General features: G+C 62.7%; 1 protein-coding gene. It reads left to right on the forward strand.

The features are described 5' to 3' along the window. On the forward strand, positions 1-410 hold a 410-nt coding region (locus VBE63_RS31205; RefSeq protein WP_323686808.1), incomplete at both ends, for an AAA family ATPase.

Here is a 410-nt window from a genome sequence, read left to right on the forward strand (position 1 = left end):
CTCCCGATCGGCATCCAGACCTTCCGCGAGATCCGCGAGGGTGACTATTGCTACGTCGACAAAACCGCCGCGGCCCAGGCGCTGGCACAACGAGGCAAGGCCTATTTTCTCTCGCGTCCGCGTCGCTTCGGCAAGAGCCTATTCGTCGATACGCTCAAGGAGCTGTTCGAGGGCAACGAGGCGCTGTTTCACGGCCTGCACATCCATGACCAATGGGATTGGCGCCAACGCCATCCGGTGATCCTGCTCGACTTCGCTGCCGGCGTGGTGCAGAGCCGCGCCGAGCTGGATCAGCGTATCCGGCAGCTGATCAAGGACAATGCCCTGCGACTCGGGATCGATGGCGACGGGCAGGATAACGACATCCCCGGCTGCTTCGCTGACCTGATCCGCCAGGTCCATGGCCAAAG

It is taken from the genome of Lamprobacter sp. (genome assembly GCF_034860625.1).
Taxonomy (GTDB): domain Bacteria; phylum Pseudomonadota; class Gammaproteobacteria; order Chromatiales; family Chromatiaceae; genus Lamprobacter.